The 20,182-nt window shown below is 68.9% G+C and carries 18 protein-coding genes and 1 riboswitch; of the genes, 7 read left to right on the top strand and 11 right to left on the bottom strand.

The annotated features are described in order from the left end of the window. The 6 genes from kdpA to A37E_RS0100655 form a co-directional block, all read right to left on the bottom strand. A complete protein-coding gene (gene kdpA, locus A37E_RS0100685; RefSeq protein ID WP_029554862.1) occupies positions 1-1,710 on the bottom strand; it encodes a potassium-transporting ATPase subunit KdpA in 1,710 nt (569 codons plus the stop codon). A gap of 10 nt (positions 1,711-1,720) precedes the next feature. Next, the gene (locus A37E_RS26250; RefSeq protein ID WP_081762578.1) at positions 1,721-1,810 is read right to left on the bottom strand and encodes a K(+)-transporting ATPase subunit F; all 90 of its coding nucleotides are present in this window, start codon (positions 1,808-1,810) and stop codon (positions 1,721-1,723) included. A 389-nt stretch (positions 1,811-2,199) separates the two neighbouring features. Next, on the bottom strand, positions 2,200-2,922 hold the full coding sequence (locus tag A37E_RS0100670; protein WP_024278224.1) for an ABC transporter ATP-binding protein: 723 nt from the start codon (positions 2,920-2,922) through the stop codon (positions 2,200-2,202). A 10-nt stretch (positions 2,923-2,932) separates the two neighbouring features. Beyond that, a complete protein-coding gene (locus A37E_RS0100665; protein WP_024278225.1) occupies positions 2,933-4,924 on the bottom strand; it encodes a branched-chain amino acid ABC transporter ATP-binding protein/permease in 1,992 nt (663 codons plus the stop codon). A 5-nt stretch (positions 4,925-4,929) separates the two neighbouring features. Then, positions 4,930-5,829, bottom strand: coding sequence for a branched-chain amino acid ABC transporter permease (locus A37E_RS0100660; protein WP_029554861.1), 900 nt, complete (start codon positions 5,827-5,829; stop codon positions 4,930-4,932). A gap of 370 nt (positions 5,830-6,199) precedes the next feature. Further along, the gene (locus A37E_RS0100655; RefSeq protein ID WP_029554860.1) at positions 6,200-7,420 is read right to left on the bottom strand and encodes an ABC transporter substrate-binding protein; all 1,221 of its coding nucleotides are present in this window, start codon (positions 7,418-7,420) and stop codon (positions 6,200-6,202) included. 327 nt (positions 7,421-7,747) lie between these two features. Continuing rightward, a riboswitch (cobalamin riboswitch) is annotated at positions 7,748-7,948 on the top strand. A gap of 105 nt (positions 7,949-8,053) precedes the next feature. Between A37E_RS0100655 and A37E_RS0100650 the strand changes: the two genes are divergently transcribed. From A37E_RS0100650 to A37E_RS0100635, 4 genes are read left to right on the top strand one after another with little or no spacing between them, the layout of a single operon-like run. Continuing rightward, the gene (locus A37E_RS0100650; RefSeq protein ID WP_038192347.1) at positions 8,054-10,042 is read left to right on the top strand and encodes a TonB-dependent receptor; all 1,989 of its coding nucleotides are present in this window, start codon (positions 8,054-8,056) and stop codon (positions 10,040-10,042) included. Positions 10,043-10,073: 31 nt separating this feature from the next. Further along, positions 10,074-10,991, top strand: coding sequence for an ABC transporter substrate-binding protein (locus A37E_RS0100645; RefSeq protein ID WP_197022907.1), 918 nt, complete (start codon positions 10,074-10,076; stop codon positions 10,989-10,991). Then, entirely contained in the window at positions 10,991-11,977 is a 987-nt protein-coding gene (locus tag A37E_RS0100640) for an iron ABC transporter permease (protein WP_038192344.1), read from the top strand. The genes A37E_RS0100645 and A37E_RS0100640 overlap by 1 nt, the downstream gene beginning before the upstream one ends. Next, entirely contained in the window at positions 11,974-12,729 is a 756-nt protein-coding gene (locus A37E_RS0100635; RefSeq protein WP_029554856.1) for an ABC transporter ATP-binding protein, read from the top strand. The genes A37E_RS0100640 and A37E_RS0100635 overlap by 4 nt, the downstream gene beginning before the upstream one ends. Positions 12,730-12,738: 9 nt before the next feature. Here the strand turns inward: A37E_RS0100635 and A37E_RS25725 are convergent, their stop codons facing one another. Genes A37E_RS25725 through hflK form a run of 3 tightly spaced genes read right to left on the bottom strand, consistent with a single transcriptional unit; the run spans position 12,739 to position 15,938 of the window. Then, positions 12,739-13,848, bottom strand: coding sequence for a YjbE family putative metal transport protein (locus A37E_RS25725; protein ID WP_051678682.1), 1,110 nt, complete (start codon positions 13,846-13,848; stop codon positions 12,739-12,741). Between the two features lie 39 nt (positions 13,849-13,887). Continuing rightward, entirely contained in the window at positions 13,888-14,856 is a 969-nt protein-coding gene (locus A37E_RS0100625; RefSeq protein ID WP_081837373.1) for a protease modulator HflC, read from the bottom strand. Then, complete coding sequence (gene hflK / locus A37E_RS0100620; RefSeq protein ID WP_029554853.1) at positions 14,853-15,938, bottom strand: FtsH protease activity modulator HflK; 1,086 nt, start codon at positions 15,936-15,938, stop codon at positions 14,853-14,855. The genes A37E_RS0100625 and hflK overlap by 4 nt, the downstream gene beginning before the upstream one ends. A 455-nt stretch (positions 15,939-16,393) precedes the next feature. Between hflK and uppP the strand changes: the two genes are divergently transcribed. The 3 genes from uppP (at position 16,394) to A37E_RS0100605 (ending at position 19,400) form a co-directional block, all read left to right on the top strand. Then, positions 16,394-17,266 (top strand): undecaprenyl-diphosphatase UppP, encoded by an 873-nt coding sequence (gene uppP, locus A37E_RS0100615; RefSeq protein WP_029554852.1) that lies wholly within the window; start codon positions 16,394-16,396, stop codon positions 17,264-17,266. A gap of 65 nt (positions 17,267-17,331) precedes the next feature. Next, complete coding sequence (locus A37E_RS0100610) at positions 17,332-17,934, top strand: cation transporter (protein ID WP_029554851.1); 603 nt, start codon at positions 17,332-17,334, stop codon at positions 17,932-17,934. A gap of 140 nt (positions 17,935-18,074) precedes the next feature. Continuing rightward, on the top strand, positions 18,075-19,400 hold the full coding sequence (locus tag A37E_RS0100605; protein WP_081837372.1) for an MFS transporter: 1,326 nt from the start codon (positions 18,075-18,077) through the stop codon (positions 19,398-19,400). On the opposite strand, the gene A37E_RS0100600 is transcribed toward A37E_RS0100605, so the two are convergent. Both A37E_RS0100600 and A37E_RS0100595 read right to left on the bottom strand, forming a co-directional pair. Next, the gene (locus A37E_RS0100600; RefSeq protein ID WP_051678680.1) at positions 19,313-19,780 is read right to left on the bottom strand and encodes a nuclear transport factor 2 family protein; all 468 of its coding nucleotides are present in this window, start codon (positions 19,778-19,780) and stop codon (positions 19,313-19,315) included. The genes A37E_RS0100605 and A37E_RS0100600 overlap by 88 nt on opposite strands. Next, entirely contained in the window at positions 19,777-20,175 is a 399-nt protein-coding gene (locus A37E_RS0100595) for a VOC family protein (protein WP_029554848.1), read from the bottom strand. The genes A37E_RS0100600 and A37E_RS0100595 overlap by 4 nt, the downstream gene beginning before the upstream one ends. Positions 20,176-20,182 lie beyond the last annotated feature (7 nt).

The following is a 20,182-nucleotide window of genomic DNA, read 5'->3' as shown; positions in this document are numbered from 1 at the left end:
TCAGCCCCCGAAGGTCTGGCCGGCCACCGCCGCGAGGTGCTCCACGATCGGCCCGAGCGCGAGCGCCGGGAAGAAGGTGAGGCCGCCGACGATGAGGATGACGCCCACCAGCAGGCCGACGAACAGCCCGCCATGGGTGGGGAAGGTGCCCGCCGAGGCCGGCACGGTCTTCTTCGCCGCCAGCGATCCCGCCAGCGCCATGGCCGGCACGATCATCATGAAGCGGCCGATGAACATGGAGACGGCCAGCGTCACGTTGTAGAAGGGCGTGTTGGCGGAAAGCCCCGCGAAGGCCGAGCCGTTGTTCGCCGTCGCCGAGGTGAAGGCGTAGAGGATCTCGGAGAAGCCGTGCGGGCCGGGATTGCTGATGGCCGCCACCGTTCCCGGCAGCACCGTCGCGACCGCGGTCCAGCCGAGCATCATCAGGGGCAGGACGAGGATGGCGAGCATGGCCATCTTCACTTCCTTGGCCTCGATCTTCTTGCCGGCATATTCGGGCGTGCGGCCCACCATGAGGCCGGCCACGAACATGGCCACCACCACGAACAGCAGCATGCCGTACATGCCCGCGCCCACGCCGCCGACGATGATCTCGCCCAGCTCCATGTTGATGAGCGGGATCATGCCGCCGAGCGCCGTGAAGCTGTCATGCATGGCATTCACCGCGCCGCAGGAGGCGGCGGTGGTGATGACGGCGAACAGGGCGGACGCGACGATGCCGAAGCGCACCTCCTTGCCTTCCATGTTGCCGCCGGTGAGGCCCAGCGCATTCAGCCCCGGCGTGCCTGACGCTTCCGCCCAGTAGGTGACGGCGACGCCCGCCACGAAGATGACGCCCATGGCGGCGAGGATCGCCCAGCCCTTGCGCTCATCCCCCACCATGCGGCCGAACACGTTGGTGAGGCCGGCACCCAGCGCGAAGATGGAAATCATCTGCACGAAGTTGGAGAGGGCCGTGGGGTTCTCGAACGGGTGGGCGGCATTGGCGTTGAAGAAGCCGCCGCCATTGGTGCCGAGCATCTTGATGGCCACCTGCGAGGCCACGGGGCCGACCGCGATGGTCTGCTTCGCGCCTTCCAGCGTGGTCGCGTCCACATAGGGGCCGAACGTCTGCGGGATGCCCTGCCACACCAGGAACAGGGTGTAGGGGATGCAGAGCGGCAGCAGCACGTAGAGGGTGCAGCGGGTGACATCCACCCAGAAATTGCCCACCGTCTGCGCCGAGGCGCGGGAGAAACCGCGGATCAGCGCCACCGCCAGCGCGATGCCGGTGGCGGCGGAAAGGAAGTTCTGGTGGGTCAGCCCCAGCATCTGGGCGAGATAGCTCAGCGTGCTCTCGCCGCCGTAGTTCTGCCAGTTGGTGTTGGTGAGGAAGCTGATGGCGGTGTTCAGCGACAGGTCCGGCGGCACCGCAGCCATCTCCTGCGGGTTCAGCGGCAGCAGGTCCTGCAGGCGCAGGATGGCATAGAGGATCAGGAAGCCGCCGACATGGAACACCAGCATGGCGAGGGTGTAGCCGAGCCACGTCTGCTCGCGCTTCGGGTCCACGCCGGCGAGGCCGTAGAGGGCGCCTTCCACCGGGCGCAGGACGGGGGAGAGGAAGGTGCGCTCGCCCGCGAACACGCGGGTCATGTAGCCGCCGAGCAGCGGCGTCAGCGCAAGGATGATCGCGCAGAACAGGGCGATCTGGATCCAGCCGTTGGGAGTCATCGGGGCCTCCTCAGAACCGCTCGGGCTTCAGCAGCGCGAGGGTGAGGTAGAAGAGGAGGCCCACGGTGATGAGGCCTCCCAGTGCGAAATCGAGGGTCATTGGAGTATCCTTCGATACGGCCGCGCACGCGGCCTGTATTCGGCCGCCTCTAGAGCCGCTCGCAGGCGTAGCCGTAGCCGATGGCCAGGGCGAAAAGCCCGGCCGCCAGGGCGAGCATCAGAATGTCGAGCATGGGACGTTGGTCTCGCAGAAGTGTCGGGCCGCGAAGACGCGGGAAGACCTGCGTCGCGGTCGGCCGCAGCGCCGGGAACCTTTTGCCCGGCCGCTGCTCAGCGATGGGAAGGTGTCACCTTGCGCATAAAGATTCGAGACGGGCCGCAATGGGCCGAAATAAAAATCGCATAAAGAAAAGCGCGGCTCGGAGGCCTCCGCAAAAGCAAAAAGGGCGCCCGTGGGGGCGCCCTTCGCATGGGTTCAGGCGGCTGCCCCTAGTGGGCGTGGCCGAGATAGGCGGCGCGCACGGCGGCGTCGTTGCGCAGGGCTTCGGCCGGGCCTTTCGCGGCGACGCGGCCGTTTTCCAGCACATAGCCGAAGTCGGCCACCTCCAGCGCGGCGGCGGCGAACTGCTCCACCAGCAGCATGGTGATCTTCTGTTCCTTGAGCCGCGCGATGGTGGCGAACACCTCCGCCACGAGGCGCGGGGCAAGGCCCATGGAGGGTTCGTCCAAGAGCAGCACGCGCGGGTTCAGCATCAGCGCGCGGGCCATGGCCAGCATCTGCTGCTCGCCGCCGGAGAGGGTGCCGGCGAGCTGCGCGCGGCGCTCGGCGAGGCGCGGGAAGAGGGTGAACATGCGGTCGAGGTCGCCCTCCACGTCGCCGCGCTCCCGCGCCCCGGTGAGGCGGGGGAAGGCGCCGAGCAGCAGGTTGTCCTTCACGCTCTGGGTGGGGAACACGCGCCGCCCCTCGGGTGAGTGGGCGAGGCCCTTCTTGGTGATCTTGAAGGAGGGCTGGCCGGTCAAATCCTCCCCGCCCAGGCGCACCGTGCCCGATTCCGGCACGATCATGCCGGAGATGGCGCGCAGCGTCGTGGTCTTGCCGGCGCCGTTGGAGCCGATGAGGGTGACGAGCCGGCCCTCCTCCACATGGAGGGAGAGGCCGTGCAGCACCTTCACCTTGCCGTAGCCGGCGACGAGATCGTTCACTTCGAGCATGGCGATCTCCTCATTCCGCCGCAGCGGCGACGCCGCCGAGATAGGCCTCGATGACGCGCTCGTTGGCCTGCACCTCGGCCGGCTTGCCCTCGGCGATCTTCTGGCCGAAATCCAGCACCGTCACCGTGTCGCACAGGCCCATGACCACATCCATGTGGTGCTCGATGAGCACGATGGTGAGCCCCGCGTGGCGCACCTTCCGGATGATCTCCACCAGGTGCTTGATATCAGGCGCGGTGAGGCCGGCGGCGGGCTCGTCGAGCAGCAGCAGCGCGGGGTCGAGCGCCAGCGCGCGGGCGATCTCAAGGAGGCGCTGCTTGCCGTAGGGCAGGTTGCGCGCCTCCTCGTTGGCGAGGTCCGCGAGGCCGACGAAGTGGAGCAGGCTCATGGCCCGCTCGCGCGCCGCCTTCTCCTCCCGCCTGATGCGCGGCAGGCCCAGCGCCACCTCGGCGAAGGTCGCCTGATAGGTGTGGTGGAGGCCCACCAGCACGTTCTCGATGAGCGTCAGCTCGGCGAAGAGCTGCACGTTCTGGAAGGTGCGGGCGATGCCCTCGCTGGCGATGTCGGCGGAGGTCTTGCCGGTCACCGCCTGCCCCTTGAACCGGACGGCGCCGGCGGTGGGCACATAGATGCCGGTGAGCACGTTCATCATGGTGCTCTTGCCGGAGCCGTTCGGCCCGATGAGGCCGTGGATGGTGCCGGGCTTCACCTCGATGGACACCTGATCCAGCGCCCTGAGGCCGCCGAACTGCATCACCACATTGTCCACGTGGAGCAGCACGCCCTCATGGCCCTCGTGCGAGGCGGTGACGGCCTTGCCGTGGGTATCGGCATGGATCACCGCGTGGGTCTGCACGAGACTCGGCCAGAGCTGGGCGGCGGCGCGCTTCAGGAAGCCGACGATGCCATCCGGCAGGTAATAGACCACGAACAGGATCATCACGCCGAAGACGGCAAGCTTGTAGTCCGTGATCTTCTGCAGCAGCAGCGAGAAGACGAAGAAGGCGAGGCACAGCACCACGGGGATGGCGTTGCGCACCCGGTTCTCCGGGTCCTTCACGAAGGCCCGCGCGCCGGCGATGACGGCAATCAGCGCGATGGTGCCGGCGATGTAGCGGAACAGTTCGATGTCGGAGAGCAGGTTCGGCAGGAACACGATGATGACCGCGCCGAGGATGGGCCCCAGCCGCGACTTGCGCCCGCCCACCGTGACCGCCAGCAGGAACTGCACCGACAGCTCGAAGCCGAAATTGTTCGGCGCGATATATTGCTCGGAATAGGCGAACAGCGCGCCCGCGAGGCCCGCGAGGCCGGCGGAGACCACGAAGGCCAGCACCTTGTGCTTGTACACCGACACGCCCATGCAGTCGGACGCGATGGGGCTGTCGCGCAGCGCCTCGAACGCCCGGCCGAGGTGGGAGGCGAGGATGCGGTTGATGATGATGAGCGTCAGCACCAGCGCGATGGCGGCGATGTAGTAATATTCCACTTCCTTCATGCGCTTCAGCGACATGTCGAACAGCGGGATGCTGTCGCCCAGCCAGCGCAGGTCGAGGAAGAGGGGCGTGGTCAGCTTGATGCCGAGCGGGCCGTTGGTGAGGTCCGTCATCTCGTTGATGAGGATCTGCACGATGGTGCCGAAGGCCAAAGTCACCATGGCGAGATAGGGGCCGGTGACGCGCAGCGCCGGCAGCGCCAGCACCACGCCGAACACGGAGGCGACGATGATCGCCAGCGGCAGCGCCGGCCAGAAGCCGATGCCGAAATGCATGGCGAGGCAGCCGGCCGTGTAGGCGCCGATGCCGAACAGCGCGGCATGGCCGATGGACACCTCGCCCGTATAGCCGAACACCACATCGAGCCCGAGCAGCAGGATCGAGAAGATGGCGATGGTGACGAGCAGGTGGAGATAATAGGGGCTCGTCACCACGAAGGGCAGAACGACGAGCACCGCGAGGCCGAGGAGCGACCCCGTGGAGGAGAGGAGGCGGCGCGCGAGCATGGGGCTCAGACCTTCTTGATGGTGGCGCGGCCGAACAGGCCCGAGGGCTTCAGCGAGAGCACCAGCAGCAGCAGGACGAGGCCGGGCACGTCCTTGTATCCGGTGGAGATGTAGTAGCCGGTCAGCGTCTCGGTGATGCCGAGGATGAGGCCGCCGACGATGACACCCATGCCGCTCGACAGGCCGCCGATGATGGCCACCGCGAACGCCTTCAGCCCCAGCACCGCGCCCATGGTGGCGCCGGTGAGGGTGACGGGGGCGATGAGCACGCCGGCGAAGGCGGCGGTCATGGACGACAGGGCGTAGGAGAAGGTGATGACGCGCCGCGTGTCGATGCCCATCAGGCCCGCCGCGTCGCGGTCATTGGCGGTGGCCACCACGGCCTTGCCGAAGATGGACCGCCGGTTGAAGATTTCCACCGCCAGCATTATGGCGAGCGCGCCGATGACGATGGCGATCTCCATGGGCTGGATGCGCACCGGCCCGATGGTGAGCGCCGCCTCGGGCAGCGGGGAGGGGAAGCGCAAAGCGTCGCGGCCCCAGATGTTCTCGGCGAGATTGCGGAAGATGATGCCGAGGGCGATGGTCGCCATGATCCAGCCGGCTTCCGACTTCGCCTTCACCGCCTGCCGCACGCCGAGCCATTCCACCACCGCGCCCTGCGCGAGGCCGAAGGCGAAGACGATGGGCAGCATGAGCAGGTAGGCCCACAGGGTGCCGAGCGCCTGCCCGATGAGGAAATTGATGGTGGTGAGGCCCACCAGCGCCCCGAGCATCAGGGCCTCGCCCTGGCCGAAGTTCAGGGTTTTCGAGGTGGCGAAGGTGAGCTGGTAGCTGAAGGCGATGACGCCGTAGATCATGCCTACGGCGATGCCGCTCACGATGAGCTGCGACAGGACGTTCATGACGGTCTCCGGAAGGGGGCGCGGCCCCCGCGTCGGGGCAGGGTTCCGGGCGAACCGGCCGCCGCGCTCCATGGCGCGGCGATCCGAATGGTGTGGGCGAAGGGGCGGGTCGTTGGGGCCGGTTATGAACCGATACCCCACCCAGTGCCGTCATGCCCCGGCTTGTCCGGGGCATCCACTTCGCCGCTGGGCCGGCGCCCATTCATCAGAGCGGCCTTCCAGACTTTCCGTGGGTCCCCCGGAACCCGGCTGGTGCCGGGTTCCTTTTCCAAGAGCCGGAAGTCGGCAGAAGCCAACTTCCGGACAAGCCGGGGGACGACGGTGCACACAGTGGCTGGGTCAGCGAACCGGAACTCGAGCCCGCTCAGCCTCAGTTCTTGGGCTTCACACGCACCGCCTTGTCGCCGGCGATGTCTTCGGGATGGGCGGCGACGACGCGGCCGTCCTTGACGAGGCCGAACACCGGGATGTTGGCGGTGATGGCCTCGTGGTCGGTGGCGGAGAAGGGCTTGTCGTAGACGGTGACGACGCCCTCGACCTTGGTGTTGAGGTTTTCCAGCGCGTCGCGGACCTTGCGGCCGTCGGTGGAGCCGGCCTGCTTGATGGCGGCGGCGAGCAGCAGCACCGAATCATAGCCCTGCGCGGCCGAGACCGGCGAAGGCATGCGATCGATCTTGTAGGCGGCCTGATAGGCCTCGATGAACGCCTTGCGCTTGGGGGTGTCGGGCAGCTGGATGAAGGTCTGCGGCATCATCGCGCCGTTGCCGTTGGCACCGGCGGTGTCGATGAAGTTGGCCATGGAGAGCGTCCACGAGCCGATCATGGGCACCTTCCAGCCGAGCTTGGCCATGCCGTTGGCGATCTGCGCCAGCTCGGGGCCGATGGCGTAGGTCAGCACCACGTCGGCGCCGGCTTCCTTGGCGCGCAGCAGCTGCGCGGTCATGTCGGTATCGCCGATGTTGAACTTCTCTTCGGCGACCGGCTTCACGCCCATGGTGGCGAGGGCCTTCACCAGATCGGCGCGGCCGAGCTGGCCGTAATTGGTCGAGTCGGCGAGGATGGCCGGCTTCTTGAAGCCCTGCCGCTTCACCGCTTCCTCGGCGATCATGGCGCTCTGGATGGCGTCGTTCGCGGAGGTGCGGAAGATGTAGTTGTTCTTGTTGTCCGGCGGCACGAACTGCTTGGAGATCAGGGTGCCGGTGGCCACGTTGTTGATCACCGGGATCTCGGCTTCCTGGTAGAAGCGCTGGGAGGCGAGGGCGACGCCGGTGTTGATGTAGCCGAGGGTGGCGACGACGCCTTCCTTGTTGATCAGCTCCTGGGCGATCTGCACGCCCACCTCGTTCTTGGCCTCGTCATCGCGCTCGATGAGCTGCAACGGACGGCCGAGCACGCCGCCGGCCTTGTTGACCTCTTCCACCGCGAGCTTCACGCCGTCGCGCATGCTGACGCCCATGGAGGACGAGCCGCCGGTGAAGGGGCCGGTCAGGCCGATTTTGATGGGGTCGGCGGCGTAAGCTGCACCGGAAAAGGCAAGCCCGAAAACGGCAACGCCTGCGGCCAAAGCCGCGACCATGCTCCTCAGTCGCATCTTCTACTCCCTGTGTTCCCGATTATTCGGTTATTATACTTTTGTAGTACCCGCCCGCTCGGTGGCGGGGCGGCTCTCAATCGTTTAAGCGAATTGAGCGGGGCGCGCCACCATAACCTAGCGGAATGTCGGGTGCGGCCTTTGCTGCTGCCGTTTTTGCAGGCAGCCGCACGCTCGCGATGCGGGTCGCCGGTGATTTCGGACCACGCATTGTTGAAGCAATGAGCAAGATGTGATCGGGCGATACGCCTCCCGGCGCGGTCTTTCCGCAGTTGCGTTCAGGTTTTTGCATCTGCGAAGGTGCCGTTGACGCAGGGGGCGGCCGCCGCCTATGGTCGCGGTGACGGTTCCCGCAAGGGATCAAAAGGGAACGCGGTGCTCCGGTCTCACCGGAAATGCCGTGGCTGCCCCCGCAACTGTAAGCGGCGAGTCCTCTGCCATCAGCCACTGGGTCGCGAGACCTGGGAAGGCGGCAGTCTAGGCGATGACCCGCGAGCCAGGAGACCTGCCGTCAGCCGTGGTCACGCGCGAGCACGTCGGGCGGGGTTCTCCTGATGGCGGTTTTTCCGGGCCCGATATGGCCGGGAATGCCTCGTTCGCGGTGACGGACCACCCGTGCCGTCGAGTGCCTTCATGTCTTCCGCCGTCCCGTCCCGATCCCGCCGCGCACTGCCGGCCGCGGCCCTGCTCACGCTCGCCTGTGTTCCGCTTGCCTGTGTTGCGCCCGCCCTCGCCCAGACGGCGGACGACCAGAATGCGGGCGACCTGCCCACCATCGTGGTGAGCGCCACCGGCATTCCCACGCCCGAGACCGAGGTGGCGAGTTCCGTCAGCATCGTCACCGAGCAGGACATCGCCCGCAACCAGCAGCGCACCCTGCCGGACGTGCTGCAATCGCTGCCCGGCCTCAACGTGGTGCAGACGGGCGGGCCGGGCGGCACCACATCGGTGTTCATCCGCGGCACCAATTCCAACCATGTGAAGGTGCTGATCGACGGCATCGACGCCGGCAATCCCGCCGCCACCAACGGCGCGTTCGATTTCGGCAAGTTGCTGGCGTCCGATCTCGAGCGGGTGGAGGTGCTGCGCGGCCCGCAGTCCGGCCTCTATGGCTCGGATGCCATCGGCGGCGTCATCTCCATCACCACCAAGAAGGGCGAGGGGCCGCCCAAGGTGTCCGCCTATGCGGAGGGCGGCGCGCTCGGCACCTTCAACCAGTATGCGAGCCTCACCGGCGCCACCGAGAAGCTGGCCTATTCGTTTAACGTCACCCACTTCTCGTCCACCGAGATCCCGGTGACGCCGCAGAACATCGTGCCCCCCTTCTGGCCGCGCAATCCCAACGCCTACGACAACTGGACCTACTCCACCCGGCTCGACTGGCAGGCCACCGAAACCTTCGCGGTGAATTTCGTCGCCCGCTACATCGACACCAGCCTCGCCTTCACGCCGGACGTCTTCCCCCCGCCCACCTATGCCGGCATCCCGGCGGCGCTGCGCTCCACCGCCTATACGGGCATGTTCTTCACCAAGGGGGAGGGCGTGTGGACCGCGCTGGACGGCGCTCTCGTCACCTCCTTCGGCGCCAGCGAGCTGACCACGTCGAACCCCACCGTGGGGCCGAACCCGAGCGTGAACGGCACCTATGACGGCGACCGGCAGGTCTATTACGTGCGCTCCAACTATCTGATGGCGCCGGGCCAAAACCTGCTGGTGGGCGCCGAGCGGCGGAACGAGTCCATCACCTCCTCCACCGCCTACACCAATGTGGACGCCTCCACCGGCGACACGGGCGTCTATGCCGAGTACCAGGGCAACGTCTGGAACCGGCTCTTCTTCGCCGCCAACGTGCGCTACGACGCCGACGACAGCTTCGGCGACCACACCACCTTCCGCCTCGCCCCGGCGCTGCTGTTCGACGAGACCGGCACCAAGCTGAAGGCGAGCTACGGCACCGGCTTCAAGGCGCCCACGCTTTACCAGCTCTACGCGCCCTACTACGGCAATGTGAACCTCCAGCCGGAGGAGAGCGAAGGCTGGGATGCGGGCTTCGAGCAGAAGGCGTTCGGCGAGCGCGTGCTGTTCGGGGTGACATACTTCCACAACAACATCACCAACCTCATCAGCTACGATCCGGTGACGTTCCAGAACGTCAACATCTCCAGCGCCGTGACCCAGGGCGTGGAGGCGTTCGTGGCGGTGAAGGTGACGGACCGCATCGATGCGCGGGTGGACTACACCTACACCGACGTGGTGGGCTATGTGCCGCCGGGCCAGCCCTTCGGTGCCGCCTGCGCGCCCATCAACGCCACCTCCTGCTATCCCCTGCGCCGGCCCAACAACAAGGTCAGCCTGACGCTGGGCTGGCGGCCGACCGACGAACTCGATCTGGCGGCGAGCCTCGTCTATGCCTCTTCCTGGTGGGACATCGTGCGTCTCACGTCGAACTACATCGACCAGCCCGGCTATACCGTGGTGAATCTGGCGGCCAACTACCGGCTGAATACCGTCACCACCGTGTTCGGGCGCATCGACAATCTGTTCAACCAGACCTACGAGAACCCCAACGGCTTCCTCGCCCCCGGCTTCGGCGCCTATGGCGGGGTGAAGCTCACGTGGTGAGGTTTGATTGGTGAGGAATGATCGGTGAGGCTTGATCGGTGAGGTTTTGGTGAAAGGCGCGGCGGCCGGGCTGATGCTCGCGGCCCTTCTGGCCTGCGCTCCGGCGCGGGCGGAGGAGGCCCATGGTCGGCCGCTCGCCCGGCCCCGCGTCGTCTCGCTCAACCTGTGCACGGACGAGCTGGCGCTGCGCCTCGCTGATCCCGGGCAGGTGCTCTCCGTCACCCATCTCGCGCGCGACCCGCTCGCCTCCAACGTGGCGGACATCGCGCGCGACGTGCCGGTCAATCGCGGGCTGGCGGAAGAGGTGGTGCCGCTGAAGCCGGACCTCGTGCTCGCCGGCGCCTACACCACCCGCACCGCCACCGCCGTGCTGCGCCGCCTCGGCTTCGAGGTGCTGGAGCTGACGGAACCGCAGACCCTCGACGAGGCCTACGCCCAGATCCGCATGGTGGCGGCGCGGCTCGGAGTGCCGGAGCGGGGCGCGGCCATGGTGCGGGGGATGAAAGAGGCCTTCGCCCGCCTGCCGCCGGTGGCGGGTCCACGCCCCACCGCCGTGGTGCTGCGGCCCAACGGCTTCACCACCGGGCGCGGCTCGCTGGCGGACGAACTGATGGAAAAGGCCGGCCTCACCAACCTCGCGGCCCAGCTCCCCACCGACAAGATGGGCCAGCTGGCGCTGGAGGAGATCGTGCGCGCCGCGCCCGATCTCGTGGTGGTGAATGCCGATGAGGCGGCGCCGCCCTCGCTGGCCGACGCCCTGCTGCACCACCCCGCGCTCGCCCCCTTCAAGGACCGCACGCTGGCGCTGCCGCTCAAGCTGTGGACCTGCGCCGGGCCGGACCTCGCCGAGGCGGCGGCGCAGCTCGCGGCGGCGCGGGCGCGGCTCGCCGGGCCGGAAGCGGCGCGACCGGCCCCCATCCACCACGCATCCGCCGAGGGTGTGCGCTGATGCCCTCGCGCCTCGTCCTTGCCCTTGGCCTTCTGGTGCTGGCGCTGTTCTCAGCCTCGGTGGCGGTGGGCTATGCGCCGCTCGATCTTGGCGCCGCTTTCGGCGATCTTCTCGCCGGCCGGCAGAGCCTTGCGGCGCTGGTGCTGTCCGAACTGCGCCTGCCGCGCGCCATCCTCGGCGCGGCGGTGGGCTTCAGCCTCGGCCTCACCGGGGCGGCCTTGCAGGGACTGATGCGCAATCCGTTGGCCGATCCCGGCGTGGTGGGCGTCTCCGGCGCGGCGGCGCTGGGGGCGGTCATCGCCTTCTATTTCGGCTTCTCCGCCTCCTTCGCGCTGGCGCTGCCCTTGGGCGGGCTGATGGGCGCGGCGGCGGCGACCGCCGTGCTGCTCGCTCTTGCGGCACGCGGGGCGGGAACGGTGATGCTGATCCTCGCCGGCGTCGCCCTCTCCAGCCTCGCGGGCGCGCTCACGGCGCTGGCGCTGAACCTCGCGCCGAGCCCCTATGCGGCGCTGGAGCTGGTGTTCTGGCTCATGGGCTCGCTCGCCGACCGCAGCCTCGTGCATGTGGCGCTGGCGCTGCCCTTCATGGTGGTGGGCTGGGGGCTGGTGCTCGCCACCGGGCCGGCGCTCGATGCCCTCACATTGGGCGAGGACGCGGCCGAAAGCCTCGGCTTCCCGCTGCGCCGGGTGCGGCTGCTGGTCATCGGCGGCACGGCGGCGGCGGTGGGGGCGAGCGTGGCGGTGGCCGGGGCCATCGGCTTCGTGGGGCTCGTGGTGCCGCATCTGGTGCGCCCGCTGGTGGGCCACCGGCCGGGCCGGCTGCTGGCCGCGAGCGGGCTCGCCGGTGCGGCGCTGACCCTCGGCGCGGATATCGTGGTGCGGCTCGTGCCCACCCGGCCGGAGCTTCAGCTCGGCGTGGTGACGGCGCTCATCGGCGCGCCCTTCTTCCTGTTCCTTCTTGCCCGGCTCAGGGGGAGGGAGGCATGAGGCTCGCCGCCCGTTCCGTCAGCGTCACGCGCGGCGCCGCGACTTTGGTGCGCGACCTCAGCCTCGATGTCGAGGGCGGCACCTTCCTCGGCCTCCTCGGCCCCAACGGTGCCGGCAAGACGAGCCTGATGCGGGTGCTGGCCGGCCTCGAAGTGCCGACCTCGGGCAACGTTCTTTACGATGGCCGCGCCGCCGCCGAGATCGGCCGGCGCGGGCTCGGGCGGACCATCGCCTACCTGCCGCAGGACGGGCGCATCCATTGGCCTTTGCCGGTGGTGGAGGTGGTGGCGCTGGGGCGCCTGCCGCACGGCACAGCGGCGGTGGATGAGGCTGCGCGGCGGGCCATGGCGGCGGCCGGGGTGGAGGCGCTCGCCACCCGCTCTGCCGATGCCCTCTCCGGCGGCGAGCGGGCGCGGGTGCTGCTCGCCCGCGCGCTGGCGGTGGAAGCACCCATCCTGCTCGCCGACGAGCCCTCCGCCGCGCTCGATCCGCTGCATCAGCTGGAAGTGATGGCCCTGCTGCGGGACACCGCCCGGCGTGGCGCCGTGGTGGTGGCGGTGCTGCACGACCTGACCCTCGCCGGCCGCTTCTGCGATCGCCTCGCTTTGATGAAGGACGGCCGGCTCCTCGCCGAGGGCGCGCCGGCCGAGGTGCTTGACGACACCTATCTCGCCGAGGCCTTCGGCGTGGACGCCGTGCGCCTCACCCATGACGGCGAGACGGTGGTGCTGCCGTGGGCGCGGCGCGGATAGAGCGCCGTTTCAGCCGACCCCGTGGGCCATGATGAGCACGCTGATCATCACCACGGCGACGAGGCCGAACAGCCCGATCAGCCCGTAGATCATCACCTTGTCCGAATAATCGGGCGCAGGCGGCAGGTTCTGGGACGGCCGCCGCACCGGGGCGGCGGGCCGGGCGGGAGGCGCGGGGGGCGGGGCTGCCGGGACTTCCGCCACCGCGGCGACGGGCGCGGCGGGGAGGACGGGTTCCGCCGTGCGGACGGGCTCGGCCACGGCAATGGCCATGGGGGCGGGGACGAGGGCTGCGGCCGCACTCACGGGCGCCGCAACACTCACGGGCACGGCCACGGCCATCGGTGCCGGCGTTGCGACCGCCGGCAGGATGTGTGCGCGCTTGGGTGGCGGGGCTTGCCTTTTCCCCTCCCCGGCGGTCCGCGCATCCGCCGTGAAGCGCGCGTTGGCGAGCACGAAGATGGCGGCGGCGGGCGGCACCAGCACGAACAGGGCTTCCGCATTGGCCGCGACCCAGCCGGACCACAGCGGATCGGTGACGATGAGGCTGCCGGCGATCCAGCCGAGGAAGGCGGTGCCGATGAAGGTGAGGGCGGGGATGTGCTTCATCGCCTCGGCCATCACGAAGCTGCCGAAGAAGATGAGCGGCACCGACAACAGCACGCCGCCCACGAGATAGGAGAGATGGCCTTCCGACACGGCGGCCAGCGCCACCACATTGTCGAGGCTCATGATGGCGTCGGCGATGAGGATCACCAGCGCCGCGCCCAGCAGGCCGCCGCCCTGGCCGAGGGAGGGGTCGAGTTCGACCTCCCGGTCGCCCTCGCGCCGCCGCCGGTATTCGCCAGCCAGGAGGTTGATGGAGATGACGGCCAGCAGCAGCCCGCCGCCGATCTTCAGGAGCGGGATGGCCATGAGCGTGCCGGCGAGGGCCGCGATGACCAGCCGGAAGAAGACCGCCCCCGCCGCACCGAGCATCACCGCCTTGCGCACCTGCTCCGCCGGCAGGCTGCGGCAGGCGAGCGCGATGAGCAAGGCGTTGTCGCCGCTCAGCAGGATGTCGATCAGGAAGATCTTCAGGCTCGTGCCGAACCAGGAAAGGTCAGCGCCGAGGTCCATGGCCGGGTGTCCTTCTCAAATGCGTCGGGGGGCGGCCGGTCAGGGCTTCGGGGTGCCGGTCGGGGCTGGGCCGGGCAGGGGCGTGCCCTTGGCCGGTGCGCCCGGGCCTGTCGCGCTCACGCCTGTTGCGCTCATGCCGTCGGCGAGGGTCGGTCCGCGCGTCAGGGCGCCGAGGAAGTCGGCATCCGGCGAGAGCAGCAGCATGGGCGAGGCGCCCGCGAGCGTCTGCCGGTAGGTCTGCTGGGTGCGCAGGAAGGTGTAGAAGGCGGGGCTGTGGTCATAGGCCTCGCCGAGGATCTGGGAGGCCTTGGCATCGGCCTCGCCGCGGGCGACCTTGGACTTCTGCTGCGCCTCCGCGAGGATGACGGTGCGCTGGCGGTCGGCGCGGGCCTGGATCTCCTGCGCCCATTCGAAGCCCTGCGCGCGCAGCTCCTTGGCCTCGCGCTGGCGTTCGGACTTCATGCGGTCGTAGATGGCCTGGCTGGTCTCGGCCGGCAGGTCGGCGCGCAGCAGGCGCACGTCCACCACGTCCACGCCGAGGGAGCGCCCGCGCTCGATCACCTCGTTGCGGATCTTGTCGATGATGCGATCGCGCTCGGTGGAGAGGAGATCCACCAGCTTGGCCTGTCCCAGCTCCCGGCGCACTGCCGAGCTGACGATCTGCGCGAGCCGCGACTGGCCCTGCTCCACGCCGCCCACCGCCTGATAGAAGGCGAGCGGATCGGTGATGCGGAAGCGGGTGTAGGTGCTCACCTCGATGCGCTTCTGGTCGCCGAGGATGATCTGCTCGGCGGGCGGCTCCAGCGAGATCAGGCGGCGCTCGAAATAGATCACCGTGTCGATGAACGGCGCCTTGAAATAGAGCCCGGGCTGGTCGTGGATGGCGATGGGCATGCCGAGCCGCACCACCAGCGCGCGCTGGGTCTGCTGCACCGTGAAGGCGAAGGAGGAGGCGAAGGCGACGAGGAGGATGCCCACCCCCAGCGCGATGAAACCGGCGCGCTTCATTTCGCGCCTCCCGTGCTGGCCTGATCCGCGACGGGCGGGGCGGGGAGGGTGGCGGCGCGCTTCTCCGCCTCGGTGAGCGGCAGATAGGGCACGATGCTGCTGCCGTGGGCGGAGAGGTCCACGATGACACGGCCGGAATGCTTCAGCACCTCGTCCACCCCTTCCAGATAGAGGCGGCGCAGGGTCACGTCCTTGTGCCGCTCATAGGCGGCTTCCACGGCGAGGAAGCTCTGCGCCTCGCCCTTGGCGAGGTCCACCGCCTGCTCGCCATAGGCCTGCGCCTCCTGCACGATGCGCTCGGCCTCGCCGCGGGCGCGGGGCAGGATGTCGTTGCGGTAGGCCTCGGCCTCGTTGCGCGCCCGCTCCTGATCGGCCCGCGCGCGCTGCACGTCGTTGAAGGCGTCGATGACGGCGGCGGGCGGATCGATGCGCAGCAATTGCACCTGCGTGATGACGATGCCGGCCTGATACTTGTCGAGCAGGCGCTGGAGCACGACTTCCGTCTGCTGGGCGATCTGCTGGCGCTTGTCGGAGAGGGCGGCCTGGATGGGGTTCTGGCCGATGACCTCGCGCAGGGCGCTCTCGGCGGTCACGCGCAGCGTGCCTTCCGCATCGGCGACGTTGAACAGGAACTGGCCGGCATCGCGGATGCGCCAGAACACCACGCAGTCCACCTCGACGATGTTCTCGTCGCCAGTCAGCATCTGGCTGCGCTCGCGCCGTCCATCGCGGGAGCCGAGGACCATCTGGTTGATCTGGGTGATCTTGGGCAGCAGGATGGTGTCGATGGGGTAGGGCCAGTGGTAGTGAACGCCGGAGGGCTCCGTCGCCACCCACTTGCCGAAGCGCAGCACGATGCCCTGCTCGTCCGGCTGCACCCGGTAGAAGCCGCTCGCCGCCCACAGCACCGCGATGAGCCCCACCGCCACCCAAGCCCCGCGCCGCCCGAAATGGGGCAGGCGCAGCATCTCCGACACCTGCTCCCGCGCCAGCCCCTCGAACGGCTGCGGACGCGCCGGTTCCGGAACGCCCGCGGGCGGTGTGGGCTCTTCAGTAGGCGGCACGGCTTCAATATTCGCCATTCAGGCTGACCTCAGGTCAGGTAATTTTTGATATTACCTAAAGTAATGGGCGGCGCAGGCCCAATGGATGGCGACGGACCATAGAAGATTTCAATCTCTGTTCGCAATTGCCCGCGTCTCGCCTTGGGTGCGGCATCTCGCGGCCCCGGTTCCGGCCCCGGTGAGGTGCAATTTTATTCTATTTGGCAGTGTGTTGGCTGATGCTTGTCGAGCCTGGCCGGCGGCGCGCGGCATCCCTTCCGTTCCGCGAGGTGGCGCACCGGGAGCAGCCGGCAACCGCCGTTGCGCAAGTCTTCCGCTGCGGCACTGCGGTGACAACGCGCACCCCGCCCGGTTCCGTCGCGCGTGCGAAGCAGATAGCAAGGGACGCCTGTATTCGCGCGCGCCTGCTTGTGCTTGCGCGCGCTCTTCCTGCGGGCGCCACGCCGTCCTCACAGCAAGCGGAATTCGACACCATGGCCAGCGTCTGCACCAATGGGGTGGACACCGGGTTCGTCGCCCTCGGCACCGGCAAGGTGGCCGTCCTCGGCGTCGTCCAGGGCATCACCGAGCTTCTGCCCATCTCCTCCACGGCGCACATGCGCCTCGTGCCGGCGGTGCTCGGCTGGCCCGATCCCGGCTCCGCCTTCTCGGCGGCCATGCAGCTCGCTGCTCTGTTCGCGGTGGTGACCTATTTCTGGAGCGACCTGCGGGCGCTGGCCTGTGGCTCCATCTCGGCCGTGCGCGCCGGCGATTTCACCGCCCACGCGCCGAAGACCGTGCTCGGCATCATCCTCGGCACCATCCCCATCGTCATCGCGGGCGTGCTCTTGAAGAGCAAGCTGAACGCCTGCGGCTCATCCTTCCGCGAACTGTGGGTCATTGGCGCGGCGAGCCTCGTCATGGGTCTCCTGCTGGGCATCGCGGAAATGACCAGCCGCCACACTCGCACCTTCGCGCAGATCAAGCTGCCCGACGCGCTGGTGGTGGGCCTCGCTCAGGTGGGCGCCCTCATTCCCGGCGTGTCGCGCTCGGGCTCGACGCTGACGGCGGCCATGTTCCTCGGCCTGCGCCGCGAGGATGCCGCCCGCTTCTCCTTCCTGCTCGGCCTGCCGGCCATCTTCGCGGCGGGCGTGAAGGAATTGCTGGAGCTGCACCACGCCGGCCTCGACATGCAGGGCTGGGAAGTGCTGGGCGTCGGCCTCCTCACCGCCTCGCTCTCCGCCTTCGTCGCCATCTGGACGCTGATGCGGGTGATGGAGCGCCTCTCCTCCTGGCCCTTCGTGTTCTACCGCATCGGCATGGGCGTGTTCCTGCTGGTGGCGGTGTGGCGGGGCGTGCTCTCCTGAGCGCTCGACACACCGGGCGCCTCGCGTAACCTCTGCGCCACGGCCGCAAGGAAAGAGGGGGCGCGATGACGGAGGGGCAGGTTGCGGACCACGCCGGCCTGCGCCGGACCGTGCTGGTGGTGGCGTTGGCGAACCTCGCCTATTTCGGCGTGGAGTTCGCGGTGGCGCTGGCCATCGGCTCGGTCTCGCTGTTCGCCGACAGCGTGGACTTTCTGGAAGATGCCAGCGTCAACCTCCTGATCTTCGTCGCCCTCGCCTGGTCGGCGCGGGCGCGGGCGAAAGTGGGCATGGCGCTGGCGCTGATCCTGCTCATTCCCGGCCTCGCCACGGTGTGGACCGCCTGGGACAAGTTCCTCGATCCGGTGGCGCCGCAGCCCCTCGCCTTGTCGCTCACCGGCCTCGGCGCGCTGGTGGTGAACCTCACCTGCGCCTTTCTTCTTGCCCGCTACCGGCACCATCGCGGCAGCCTGACGAAGGCCGCCTTCCTCTCCGCCCGCAACGATGCTTTCGCCAACGTGGCGATCATCGCGGCGGGCGCCGTCACCGCCTTCCTGTGGCGCTCCGCGTGGCCGGACCTCATCGTCGGCCTCGCCATCGCCGCTTTGAACCTCGATGCCGCCCGCGAAGTCTGGGAAGCCGCCCGCGAGGAGCACCGCGCCGAGCCGTGAACCCGCCGTCGCAATCTTGAGCATGAACTGGATCTGGACAGCACCAAGCGGCGTTGTCACGCTGCCGCTGCTTCCTGCCGGATGGCGGGACGCTTCGGCCGCCTTTTCCGCGCATGGAATGACGAGTTTGGGGGCTGCCGATGGTCACGGGTGATGTTCAAAGGGTGGGGCGGGATGGCGCCGGCGCGGAGACGGCCCACCCGGGGCCGTCCCGGCGTGCGGCGCTGGGGCTCGATGCGCTCAATTTCTTCCTGGCGGACGTGCGCGACGGGCTGGGGCCCTATCTCGCCATCTATCTGCTCGCCGTGCGCGGGCCGGAGCAGGGCTGGACGGAGGCGACCGTCGGCTTCGTCATGACCATCGCCGGCCTCACCGGGCTGCTCGCGCAGACCCCGGCGGGCGCGCTCATCGACAGCAGCCGCAACAAGCCGGCCATCGTCATCGCCGGTGCGCTGGCGGTGACGTTGACCTGCCTCTCGCTCCCCTTCCTGTCGAATTTCTATCTGGTGGCGGGCAGCCAGTCTCTTGCGGCCATGGCGGGGGCGATCTTTCCGCCCGCGCTCTCCGGCATCACGCTGGGCCTCGTGGGGCCGAAGGCGTTCGCGCGGCGCATCGGGCGCAACGAGGCGTTCAACCATCTCGGAAACGCGGTCTCCGCCGCCATCGCCGCCGGGACGGCCGTGATCTTCGGCCCCATCGTGGTGTTCTGGCTCATGGCGGTGCTGGCGGTGCTCAGCATCGGCGCCATGCTGGCGGTGCCGCGCCGGGAGATCGACGACACGCTGGCGCGCGGCCTCTCCCATGATCCCGCCCACCACGAGCAGCCCTCCGGCCTGAAGATGCTGCTGTCGAGCCGGCCGCTGCTGATCTTCGCGCTCACCTGCTTCCTCTTCCACCTCTCCAACGCGGCGATGCTGCCCACCACCGGGCAGTTGCTCACCTATGTGGTGGGCAAGGATCAGGCGACCTCCCTCATCGCGCTCTGCATCGTGGCGGCGCAATGCGTGATGGTGCCCATGGCGATCATGGTGGGCGCGAAGGCGGACGCGTGGGGCCGCAAGCCCATCTTCCTGGTTGCCTTCGCGGTGCTGGCGCTGCGCGGCGCGCTCTATCCCTTGTCCAACGATCCGTTCTGGCTGTTCGCCGTGCAGTGCCTCGATGGCGTGGGCGCCGGCATCTTCGGCGCGCTCTTCCCCGTGGTGGTGGCGGACCTCACGCGCGGCACCGGGCGGTTCAACGTCAGCCAGGGGGCGGTGGCCACGGCGCAGGGGCTGGGGGCGGCCTTCTCGGCCTCCATCGCCGGCGTCATCATCGTCTCCGCCGGCTACAGCGCCGCCTTCCTCACCCTCTCCGCCATCGGGGCGGCGGGCTTCCTGCTCTATCTGTTCGCCATGCCGGAGACGGGGGCTGCGGGCACCAAGGAACCCGCCGTGCCGCCGCCCGGCAGCGCGACCGTATCGCCATAGAGCGCTTCGGCCTCGCTCTTCAGCCCGCCGCGAAAGACGAAGATTTCGCACGCGCGGCGGGTGGTGTCCCCGAGGGTCGCCTCGTAATGCACCACCATGCGCTGGCCCGGCTCGTCGCAGATGGCGGCGAGCAGGCGGAATTCCAGCCGCTCGATCCGCGCCAGCGCGGCGCGCCAATAGGCCTCCATGGCCGGGCGGCCCTCCAGCGTGGGGCTCCCGGTCATCTGCAGGGCGATGGGGCTGCGGAACCGGGCATCGTTGGTGAAGGCGGAGAGGACCGCCTCCACGTCGCGCCGGTTCCAGGCGGCGATCCAGGCATCGGCATGGTGGAGCATCTGCTCGCGGGTGAGCGTCACGGTCGGGTCCTCGGACTGGCTCATGGCGCCTCCGCCGCGTGGCAGCACACGCAGATCTTGTTGCCGTCGCGGTCGCGGAAGTAGGCGCCGTAATAGTTGGGGTGATAGTGGGGCCTGAGGCCTGGGCCGCCTTCGTCCGTGCCGCCGGCGGCCAGCGCCATGCGGTGGATGTCGTCCACACTGGCGCGGTCCGGCGCGAGCAGGGCGACCATGGCGCCGTTGCCGGGGGTGGCCGGGCCACCGTCGAAGGGCCGGCACAGCAGGAACAGGGGAAAGCGCCCCTCCGCCGGCTGCCATCCGGCCTTCCCGTCGGCGGCATCGAAGAAGCGCAGGCGCCAGCCGAGCCGCGCCATCAGCGGGTCATAGAAGGCCTGCGCGGCGACGATGTCGTTGGTGCCGACATTCACGTGGGAAATCATGCGGGCC

Origin of the sequence: Xanthobacter sp. 91 (assembly GCF_000702385.1) — a bacterium.
GTDB lineage: Bacteria > Pseudomonadota > Alphaproteobacteria > Rhizobiales > Xanthobacteraceae > Xanthobacter > Xanthobacter aminoxidans.
The sequence above is the reverse complement of the archived record's forward strand: the minus strand, read 5'-3'. Positions and strand labels throughout refer to the sequence as shown.

Excerpts from the sequence above, each read along its gene's own strand:
- kdpA (WP_029554862.1), bottom strand. The coding sequence starts at position 1,710 with ATGACTCCCAACGGCTGGATCCAGATCGCCCTGTTCTGCGCGATCATC.
- A37E_RS26250 (WP_081762578.1), bottom strand. The coding sequence starts at position 1,810 with ATGACCCTCGATTTCGCACTGGGAGGCCTCATCACCGTGGGCCTCCTC.
- A37E_RS0100670 (WP_024278224.1), bottom strand. The coding sequence starts at position 2,922 with ATGCTCGAAGTGAACGATCTCGTCGCCGGCTACGGCAAGGTGAAGGTG.
- A37E_RS0100665 (WP_024278225.1), bottom strand. The coding sequence starts at position 4,924 with ATGCTCGCGCGCCGCCTCCTCTCCTCCACGGGGTCGCTCCTCGGCCTC.
- A37E_RS0100660 (WP_029554861.1), bottom strand. The coding sequence starts at position 5,829 with ATGAACGTCCTGTCGCAGCTCATCGTGAGCGGCATCGCCGTAGGCATG.
- A37E_RS0100655 (WP_029554860.1), bottom strand. The coding sequence starts at position 7,420 with ATGCGACTGAGGAGCATGGTCGCGGCTTTGGCCGCAGGCGTTGCCGTT.
- A37E_RS0100650 (WP_038192347.1), top strand. The coding sequence starts at position 8,054 with ATGTCTTCCGCCGTCCCGTCCCGATCCCGCCGCGCACTGCCGGCCGCG.
- A37E_RS0100640 (WP_038192344.1), top strand. The coding sequence starts at position 10,991 with ATGCCCTCGCGCCTCGTCCTTGCCCTTGGCCTTCTGGTGCTGGCGCTG.
- A37E_RS0100635 (WP_029554856.1), top strand. The coding sequence starts at position 11,974 with ATGAGGCTCGCCGCCCGTTCCGTCAGCGTCACGCGCGGCGCCGCGACT.
- A37E_RS25725 (WP_051678682.1), bottom strand. The coding sequence starts at position 13,848 with ATGGACCTCGGCGCTGACCTTTCCTGGTTCGGCACGAGCCTGAAGATC.
- A37E_RS0100625 (WP_081837373.1), bottom strand. The coding sequence starts at position 14,856 with ATGAAGCGCGCCGGTTTCATCGCGCTGGGGGTGGGCATCCTCCTCGTC.
- hflK (WP_029554853.1), bottom strand. The coding sequence starts at position 15,938 with ATGGCGAATATTGAAGCCGTGCCGCCTACTGAAGAGCCCACACCGCCC.
- uppP (WP_029554852.1), top strand. The coding sequence starts at position 16,394 with ATGGCCAGCGTCTGCACCAATGGGGTGGACACCGGGTTCGTCGCCCTC.
- A37E_RS0100610 (WP_029554851.1), top strand. The coding sequence starts at position 17,332 with ATGACGGAGGGGCAGGTTGCGGACCACGCCGGCCTGCGCCGGACCGTG.
- A37E_RS0100605 (WP_081837372.1), top strand. The coding sequence starts at position 18,075 with ATGGTCACGGGTGATGTTCAAAGGGTGGGGCGGGATGGCGCCGGCGCG.
- A37E_RS0100600 (WP_051678680.1), bottom strand. The coding sequence starts at position 19,780 with ATGAGCCAGTCCGAGGACCCGACCGTGACGCTCACCCGCGAGCAGATG.
- A37E_RS0100595 (WP_029554848.1), bottom strand. The coding sequence starts at position 20,175 with ATGATTTCCCACGTGAATGTCGGCACCAACGACATCGTCGCCGCGCAG.